The organism is Streptomyces sp. CHD11, from assembly GCF_018638295.1.
Lineage (GTDB): Bacteria > Actinomycetota > Actinomycetes > Streptomycetales > Streptomycetaceae > Streptomyces.
The window spans coordinates 1-8,518 of the sequence record NZ_JABTTS010000063.1 but is presented as its reverse complement, the minus strand read 5'-3'; the positions used below and the strand labels follow the sequence as shown (position 1 = coordinate 8,518).

The window sequence follows — 8,518 nt, the reverse complement described above, 5'->3', positions numbered from 1 at the left end:
ACGGGATGGGGGGCGCGATTAACGCAAATGTTCCCGCCAGAGGAACAAGGCATGTTCCCCCCGCTCTTGTTCTGTACGCCGATGACTTCGTGGTGCTGTGTACCTCGGAGTCGGAGGCACGTGATCTGCAAACGAAATTGGCTGCCTGGCTCCAGCCGAGAGGACTTTCCTTCAACGAGGAGAAGACGCGTGTCGTCCATCTCGCTGATGGATTTGACTTCCTTGGATTCAACGTCAGGCGCTACGACCGGAAGCTGATCATCAAGCCGAGCAAGGACGCAGTACAACGGGTCAAGAAGAAGATGAAGGCCATCATCCGACAGCACCGGGGCGCACCCGCCGAACGCCTGGCTGGTGCCCTCGGCCCCCTTGTCCGAGGATGGTCCATCTACTATCGGCACGTTGTTTCGAAGGAAACCTTCAGGAAGCTGGACGACTTCACGCACCACGCCTTGAGGAGGTGGGCGATCTACTGCAATCGACGGAAGACGCCTCGCTGGCTCCGGGAGCGGTATTGGGGGAAGTTCGACAAAAGTCGAGAGGACAGGTGGGTATTCGGCTCTGAAGCCGGATACTTGCCCAAGTTCGCCTGGACCGGAATCGTCCGGCACGTGATGGTCAAGGGAGACTTCTCCCGTGACGACGCGGACCTGGACAGCTACTGGAGAAAACGAGCCCGAAAGCGGATGCCGGGAGTGGAATCTAAACGGATTCTCCTGCTGGCAGCCCGACAGAAGGGACTGTGCCCCAGATGCGGGCAGGACCTGGTCGAGGGCGCGGGGTACGACCCCGATGACGTCAACGACTGGGCTCGCTGGTTCACGGCCTCATACCGGGGAATTCACGTGCACCACCTGCAATACCTCAGCCGGGGTGGAAGCGACCACCTCGACAATCTGGAAGTCGTACACACACTGTGCCACCGGCAGTTGCACGCCGGTGACCGGAAGAATGGCACCGAACTGAGCGGCCATAGGCCCGCTTGAGCCGTGTGCGCTGGAAGGCGCAAGCACGGTTCTGAGGGGGCGGGGACGCAGCAATGCGTCCCCGCTACCCGACCGAGATGGCCTGTCCAGTGGTTGATCAGAAACGCAGAAAGCGCTCTTGACCTGCAACGATAGGACTTGCTGAGGGTCCTGTTGGCTGCGAGGAAAAGAGCACTTTCCAGGTGAGAGAGCCTACCGCGTCGTACCCGTGTGTCCGTGTCCAGGGGGACGGCCGCCAGGTGGTCTCGCAGGCCGGGGCGGTCCTGCTGGTGGAGACGGTCGGCAAGAGCGGCCTTGACCGGGCGATATCTGTGGCGCTGTCGCCGTGGCGGAAGCCGCGGGCCGTCCATGATCCCGGAAAGGTTCTACTGGACGTCGCGTTGGCGGTCGCCTCGGACGGGGACTGTCTCGCGGACGTGGGCATGCTGCGGGCCGAGCCGGCCGTGTTCGGGCCGGTCGCCTCCGACCCGACGGTCTCCCGCCTCATCGACACTCTTGCCGCCTCCGGCGAGAAGGCCCTGCAGGCCATCCGTTCCGCGCGGGCCCAAGCACGCCAGCGGGTCTGGCAGTTGGCCGGCCAGGCGGCGCCCGACTCGGGCGGGACGGTGACCGTCGACCTCGACGGAGTGCTGGTGATCGCGCACTCCGACAAGGAGGACGCCGCACCCACCTGGAAGCGGACCTACGGCCATCACCCGCTCATGGCGTTCGCCGACCACGGCCCCGGCGGCACCGGAGAGCCCGTCGCGGCCCTGCTCAGGCCGGGCAACGCAGGATCGAACACCGCCGCCGACCACGTCATCACCGCCCAACTCGCCCTGGCCCAGCTGCCGGCCCGGTTCCGGCGCGGCCGGCGGACCCTGGTCCGCACCGATTCCGCGGGCGGCACCCACGACTTCGTGGCCTGGCTGGCCCGACGGGGACGGTGGCTGTCCTACTCGGTCGGCATGGTGATCACCGAGCAGGTCCACCAGCACGTCCTGAAGATCCCCGCCTCCGCCTGGGCGCCGGCCGTCGAGGCGGACGGCGAGGTCCGGGGCGGGGCCTGGGTCGCCGAACTCACCGGCGACGTCCTGGACGGCTGGCCCAAGGGCATGCGGCTGATCGTCCGCAAGGAACGGCCCCATCCTGGGGCCCAGTTGAGGCTCACGGACGCGGACGGCATGCGGCTGACCTGCTTCGCCACCAACACCACCGACCGGCCGATCGCTGACCTCGAGCTGCGTCACCGCCGGCGGGCGAGGGCCGAGGACCGCATCCGGGCCGCCCGGGCCACCGGCCTGCGGAACCTGCCCTTGAAGCGCACCGCCCAGAACCGGATCTGGCTGGAGATCGTGCAGATCGCTCTCGACCTGCTCGCCTGGATGCCGATGCTCGCGCTGACCGGCAAGGCCCGTCTCTGGGAGCCCCGCCGCCTGCGGCTCCGGCTGTTCTCCGCGGCCGGACTGCTCGTGACCACCGGCCGCCGGCGAATCCTCCGCCTGGCCCGGCACTGGCCCTGGACCCGCCACATCACCACCGCACTCGAACGGCTCGCACTCCTGCCGAACCCCGGCTGACCAGCTGCTTCCCCAACCCAACGACAGCATCACACTCATCCGGAGCAGTGGAACCCGGCGCCACCCCGAGACGACACTCGGGCCCTCGGCCTGCCCCGCCTCAGCCCACAGCACGAAAACGGTCCACCGACTCCGTCGGCGGACCTTCACGAAACTTCGAGGTTAGTCAGCTGGAGGGGAGTCCGAGTTTGTCGAAGAACGCCCGGTTGCGTTCGGTGGCGGCGTTGACGAGACGGTCGAAGCTCACTACTTCGATGTATGCCTTGCACGGCTCATTGAAACCGAAATAGCCCATGCCGTCATGGGTGGGCCGCAGGCCCGCGTATTCGCATCTGTCCACCATCGTCTTCGTGAGGTCCGCGAGGACATAGCAGAAGGCAGGTGCCTCACGCGTCGGGGGGATCGGCCGCCCCAGCGCGGTCTTCACTCCGCCGGCGCGCACACGCTTCACGTACTCCAGGCACTGCTGGATCGGGTCCTTGTCTTCCGAGGCGTCATTGCGCATCGGCCGTTTGACCTCGATCACGACGATGGACGGCAGCGGGAGCGTTCCCCCTTCCGCGGCCAGCACCGGCGAGCCGACGAGCCGAGTCGCGAGCAGGTCGGGCTCCCTCGTCGAATTGGAACCCGTGATCGGCATGCTCTTGAGCGTCTTGTCAGAGGCGAGGTAGTCGTGGAACGCGAGCCTCTCGTCGATGATCCAGAGGTTGGAGGCATCGGTGCTGATCTCGTTCGAGTCGGTCCGCATCGGCATGAGCAGGGAGTGGATCGCGTCCTCCTTGCTATACCTACCCTGGTCGTCGGACCTGATCTGCCTGGCGAGTACGTCGAGGATCGTTCGTCGGCGCGAGACGTAGGCGGCCAGGTCAGACTGGTTGATGTCGGTCACTGCGTTCAAGTACCGGGCGAGCCGTTCGTCGTAGCCCTCCGGTTGGGCGGAGCCTGCTTCGCCCAGGACGGCGTGGCCTTCGGCCAGCGCGAACGCTTCGAGCTTCTGGAGGTTGCTGTGCAGCAGTAGTTCGAGGTCTTGGTCCTTCATGGACGGATCCACGGATACGCCGAGCTGCTCGAGTCGCGACAGGACGGGCCGGTATCTCGGAGCACGGTTGCTGACGAACTCGTGGACCCGGGCCTTGCCCTCCTCGCGTGCTGCGCTGAGCGGCCCGGCGAGGATGCTTTCGACTTCCTTGAGCACGCTCTCCCGGATGTCGTCCATCGACACATCTTCGATAAGTGGGGTGCCCGGCACACGTTCGCTGATGTCGAAGGCCGTACGGTCGGCGCGGACGTGGCTGTCCAGGAAGTCGGAGGACAGGTAGCAGACGTACGTAAACGGGGAGGACTCCGCGTCTTTGAGCCTTCCGTAGAGCCCTGGCACCCTGCTGGTGAGGTTTTCCTCCACCACCACACGGTTCGCAGCACACCAGTACAGCGGTGGCGCGATATTCCTCGGCGAGGACTTCAGGCGGAGGCTCACCATCTCAAACCTCTCCCCCTTGACCTCGATCGATGTCCTTTGCATATCGGAGTACACGAAGTCGTGCATGAGGCTATTGAGCGAGACCGCCCCGTCATCGTCTGCCACCGTGATGTCGGGCGCGCCGCCGGGACGCAGGAAGTACCAGATGCAGTGCTCGAATACCTCACGGGCAATGGCCTCGACGGTCTTCAGCGCGCTCTGCTGAAAGGGCTTTTTGAACCCGTCGAGGCTCACGGTCGTGCCGACCTCGGCTGGAGTGTCCGCTTCCCCGTCCGGCTCAACCTCTCCCTGGACGGAGAAGCGGAACTGCCGCCCCTTGAGGCATCCGGCTTCGTCCTCGTAGGCGCTGCGAACCGTGACCCTGTCGAACGCCTTGAGCCAGAGCAGGCGCCCCACACCGCGGCAGCCCATGTCGGCCTTGTGGTCGCTGTCCAGCGTCTCGAACGATGTCATGTTCTCCGGAGTGAAGCCCACTCCGTTGTCCTCGACACTGAAGCCGACGATGGGCTTCAACGCCGCGCGCCCTGGGCCGACGTGGCTGAAGCCGAGTGCTTCCTGCTGACTGCGCCGGATCCTGATGCTCAAACGACCGGGCTCCATGTCGTCGCCAAACCGGGCGTCGATCGCCTGGATGGCGTTGACCACGGCCTCTAGGAGCGGCAGAAGGGCATGGCTTTTCGGCAGACTCGTGTTCCGGACCCGGCCGGCCAGCGACGTAGTCAGCGCCATCGTCTTCCTCCTCGCTCCCAGGCCGCCCACCTTATCGGCGGGCCCGGAGCAAAGGGTGCTGGGCGGCCGAAGTACCGACGAAGTGACCTGCTCGCCACGGCCCGCCGCAGAACCCGCAGTCCGCCGCCCACAGCCCCGGCTGAAGCTGCTATGCCTGGCTTGATGTCCCGCCAGCTCGCAGGGCCTGCCCTGGTCGGCAAGCCACCAGCGATAACCCATCGGAATGAGCGTCACGATATCGCCCGTAACACCCACACCGCACGGCAAGTCAGGATCCCTTTGCGGTTGCAGGGGTGACCTCGCCGGCCCCGGAGCAGCCCGCCACCGCCGGTCGCGCGTGACAAGCCGCAAGGCTCAGTCGGCGTCGTCAGCGGGGGAGATCGCTACTACTAACCAGTAACCGACAACAATTGTGATTGTTGTCGGTAATCTGTCAGAGCGTCATCCCGCTGCCGTCGAAGGGGAACCCGCTCAGTGTCTGAGAACCAATTCACCGCCCGCATGATCGAGGGCCTGGAGGACGAGATCGTCCTGGCCCGCGAGAGCGGAAGCCTGCCGCCCCGGCTATGCGATGCGCTCGCTGCTGTCATCGGCCTCTACCAAGCCGCCGACGAGCAGGCCGACAAAGACGACTCCTTCCTGCAGGCGTGGGCGCTCAACTACCAGATCGAGAACTTCACCAAACCGAACGAGAGCGGCGCCCGCCGACTCCTGCCTGGCCTGGAAGCCGCTCTCTACCAGATCAACCAGGCATTCAGCGATGAGGTGAAGTCAGACCGATGAACGCAGAGCAGTTGAACGCCCGCTACCCGGTAGGCACGCGCGTGATGGCGTACCCCAGCGTGCGACCGGAGGACCCGCTGGCGGTCGCGTACCAGGAGCGCGCCGCCGCTGGCTCACTGCTGGCGTCCTGGGGGAGCGACCCGTTCCGGAGGCTGAACACGGTCACGCGGTCCGTCGCCTGGACGCTCGGGCACGGCGCACCGGTTGTCCTGGTTGAGGGCGAGACCGGCGGCATCGTGCTGGACCACGTCGACGCGATTCTCACTGAGGTCGCTATGGACGAAGCCCGTGGCTAAGGAATCTTCGGTCGCCCGGCCGAACCCTCGCCCAGACCTCAACTTCACCCCAGTGCGCAATGGCATGGACTACCTCTCGAGGGCAGTCGATGAATTGACCGAACGCGCCGACCCTCCGAGCGATAGTGACCTGAAATACGCTGTACTCCACCTACAAGCAGCGACAGAGGTTCTACTCAAGGCAAGGCTGGTCGGCGAACACTGGAGTCTTGTCTTCAAGAACCCCGGCGGGGCAACTCTCGAAGACTTCAAGAAAGGAAAATTTGAGAGCTGCACCATCGAGGCGACCTTGGATAGGTTGCGCAATATCGCACAGGTAGAAATCTCTCCATCCGACCGCGCCGCAATCAAGGTGCTGTCAGATGACCGAAACGCGCTCACACACTACGGTCACACAGCGAACGCATTCCAAGTCGAGGCTCGATCAGCGCGAGTTCTCAGCTTTTTGCTACAATTCATTACCGAACACCTTAGACCGATGCTGATGGACGAGTTCGCCAAGTTGGTGGCGTACGCCCCTACTGACTCCCCGTTGGTCGCCGTAGAGAAGGGCCTCCAGCGGCCTGGTGTCGTAAAAACTCGGCGCGAACTGGAGCAGGTCGACCAAACCATGGACGAGCTGCGTATGAAGCTGGGAAGGATTCAGAAGTACGTCGAGAAGCGCATGAATGATATATCGACCGAGTTGGCGCCCTGTGCAGCCCATACAGTGCAGTGTCCCGAATGCCGCCAGTGGGCGTTGGTAGTTAACAATGACGCAAGCTGGAAAGCAATCAAGTGCCGTTTCTGTTTGGCCACGTATAAGGGTGAGATGGCAGCTCTTCAATACGTGTGGAGCCTGCTCGGCGAGGACAACGAAACTGTGCAGCCTTGCCCAAACTGCAAGGCAGCAGACACCTTGGTAATTGGCGCTAGCACTGCCGCCCAAAAGACTGCAAATATGGCCATCTGCTTCAACTGTGCCCACACGCTGTATGAGGAAGGGTCTAACCTCGATCTTTCGTGAGGGTCCGTCAGCTTGCTGACGGACCCTTTCGGCTCGTTCGGGGTGGAGATTCCTGCCGGTGTGCAGGCTCGTGGCCCGGCTGTCGCGTCGGGTGGGCGCCGGGTTCCACGCTCCGGTCGGGTGTGGTGCTGCTCGTAGGGACGGGAAGTTGCTGTTCAGCCGGGGTTCGGCAGAGCCGTGAGCTGTTGCAGGGCGTCGGTGATCACGTCGGTCCAGGGCCAGTGCCTGGTGAAGCGGAGGATGCGGCGGCGTCCGGTATCGACGAGCTGAGCGGCTGCGGAGAACAGGCGAAGTCGCAGGCGGCGGGGCTCCCACCGGCGGGCTTGGCCGGTGAGGGCGAGCATCGGCATCCAGGCCAGGAGGTCCAGGGCGATCTGGATGATCTCCAGCCAGATCTGGTTCTGTGCGGCGTCGTGGAGCGGGAGGTTGCGCAGGCCGGTGGCGCGGGCGGCGCGGATCCGGTCCTCGGCGCGGGCCCGCTGGCGGTGCCGCAGCTCCAGCGCGGCGATCGGAGTGTTCTTGGTGTTGGTGGCGAAGCACGTCAGGCGCATGCCGTCGGCGTCGGTGAAGCGCAGCTGGGCGCCGGGGTGGGGCCGTTCCTTCCGCGCGATCAGCCGCATCCCCTTGGGCCAGCCTTTGAGGCAGTCGCCGTCGAGTTCGGCCACCCAGGTGCCGTCGCGGATCTCGCTGCCGGGCTCGACGGCCGGTGTCCAGGCCGATGCCGGGACCTTCAGGACTGCCTGGTGGATGGCGTCGGTGATGGTCATGCCGACTGAGTAGGACAGCCACCGGCCGCGGGCGGAAAGCCAGTCGACGAACTCGTGGGTGCCGCCGCCCGAGTCGGTGCGGATCAGCGTCCGCCGTCCCCGTCGGTACTTCTTCGGCAGCTGCTTCAGGGCGAGTCGGGCGGTTTCGATGTGGTCGGCGGCGGTGTTGCTGCCCGCGTTCCCGGGCCGCAGCAGCCCGGCCACCGGTTCTCCGGACCCGCCCCGGCCGTGGTCGACGAACCCCATCAGCGGATGGTGTCCGAAGGTCTTCTTCCAGGTCGCGGCCGCATCCTGCTTCTCGGAATGCGCGAGGACGAGCACTCCGTCCAGGTCCACGACCACCTGCCCGGCCGCGTCCGGCGCCGCGTCACCGGCCAACCCCCATACATGTTCGCGGACTTGCGCTCGGGCCTGCCGCAGTGCGGTCAGCGCACGCTTCCCGCCCGCTGCCAGCGTGTCGACCAGCCGGGACACCGTCGGATCGGAGGCCACAGGCCCGAACACCGCCGGCTCGGCCCGCAGCATGCCCACGTCTGCCAGACAGTCGCCGCCGAGCGCTACCGCGAGCGCGACATCCAGCAGGACCTTGCCCGGATCATGCACCGCCCGCGGCTTGCGCCACGGCGCCAAGGCCGCTGATACCGCCTGATCCAGGCCGGTCTTGCGGACCGTCTCCACCAGCAGCACCCCGCCGGCCTGGGAGACCACCCCGCGACCACCGGATTCGGTACGGACACGCGGGTAGGACCCGATACGCTTCTTCACCTGGAGAGTGCTTCTTTCATGCGACGACCTGGACCCTAGACAAGTCCCATCGTTGCAGGTCAGGAGCACTCTTCGCGTTTCTGATCACCCACCGGACGCCCCGCCACGGTCGGGTAGCGGGGGCGCATTGCTGCGTCCCCGCCCCCT

The 8,518-nt window shown here is 65.5% G+C and carries 7 protein-coding genes; 5 read left to right on the top strand and 2 right to left on the bottom strand.

Going from position 1 to position 8,518, the window contains the following annotated elements:
- Nucleotides 1-986, top strand: a 986-nt coding sequence (locus HTV45_RS33075; protein WP_215209588.1) for a group II intron maturase-specific domain-containing protein, incomplete at its 5' end; no start/stop codon positions are given.
- Between the two features lie 182 nt (nt 987-1,168).
- Nucleotides 1,169-2,545 (top strand): IS1380 family transposase, encoded by a 1,377-nt coding sequence (locus HTV45_RS33070; protein WP_215209587.1) that lies wholly within the window; start codon nt 1,169-1,171, stop codon nt 2,543-2,545.
- Nucleotides 2,546-2,711: 166 nt separating this feature from the next.
- Here HTV45_RS33070 and HTV45_RS33065 read toward each other — a convergent pair whose 3' ends face one another.
- Nucleotides 2,712-4,754 (bottom strand): ATP-binding protein, encoded by a 2,043-nt coding sequence (locus HTV45_RS33065; protein WP_215209586.1) that lies wholly within the window; start codon nt 4,752-4,754, stop codon nt 2,712-2,714.
- A gap of 474 nt (nt 4,755-5,228) precedes the next feature.
- On the opposite strand from HTV45_RS33065, the gene HTV45_RS33060 reads away from it, so the two are divergent.
- The 3 genes from HTV45_RS33060 (at nt 5,229) to HTV45_RS33050 (ending at nt 6,839) form a co-directional block, all read left to right on the top strand.
- Nucleotides 5,229-5,537, top strand: coding sequence for a hypothetical protein (locus HTV45_RS33060; protein ID WP_215209585.1), 309 nt, complete (start codon nt 5,229-5,231; stop codon nt 5,535-5,537).
- Nucleotides 5,534-5,833 carry a hypothetical protein gene (locus HTV45_RS33055; RefSeq protein ID WP_215209584.1) on the top strand — a complete coding sequence of 100 codons (300 nt, stop codon included), beginning with the start codon at nt 5,534-5,536 and terminating at the stop codon, nt 5,831-5,833. Before HTV45_RS33060 ends, HTV45_RS33055 begins: the two co-directional genes overlap by 4 nt.
- Before the next feature lie 64 nt (nt 5,834-5,897).
- Nucleotides 5,898-6,839 carry a hypothetical protein gene (locus HTV45_RS33050; protein WP_215209583.1) on the top strand — a complete coding sequence of 314 codons (942 nt, stop codon included), beginning with the start codon at nt 5,898-5,900 and terminating at the stop codon, nt 6,837-6,839.
- A 155-nt stretch (nt 6,840-6,994) separates the two neighbouring features.
- Here HTV45_RS33050 and HTV45_RS33045 read toward each other — a convergent pair whose 3' ends face one another.
- The gene (locus HTV45_RS33045; protein ID WP_215209582.1) at nt 6,995-8,371 is read right to left on the bottom strand and encodes an IS1380 family transposase; all 1,377 of its coding nucleotides are present in this window, start codon (nt 8,369-8,371) and stop codon (nt 6,995-6,997) included.
- Nucleotides 8,372-8,518: the final 147 nt, after the last annotated feature.

Excerpts from the sequence above, each read along its gene's own strand:
- HTV45_RS33065 (WP_215209586.1), bottom strand. The coding sequence starts at position 4,754 with ATGGCGCTGACTACGTCGCTGGCCGGCCGGGTCCGGAACACGAGTCTG.
- HTV45_RS33055 (WP_215209584.1), top strand. The coding sequence starts at position 5,534 with ATGAACGCAGAGCAGTTGAACGCCCGCTACCCGGTAGGCACGCGCGTG.
- HTV45_RS33050 (WP_215209583.1), top strand. The coding sequence starts at position 5,898 with ATGGACTACCTCTCGAGGGCAGTCGATGAATTGACCGAACGCGCCGAC.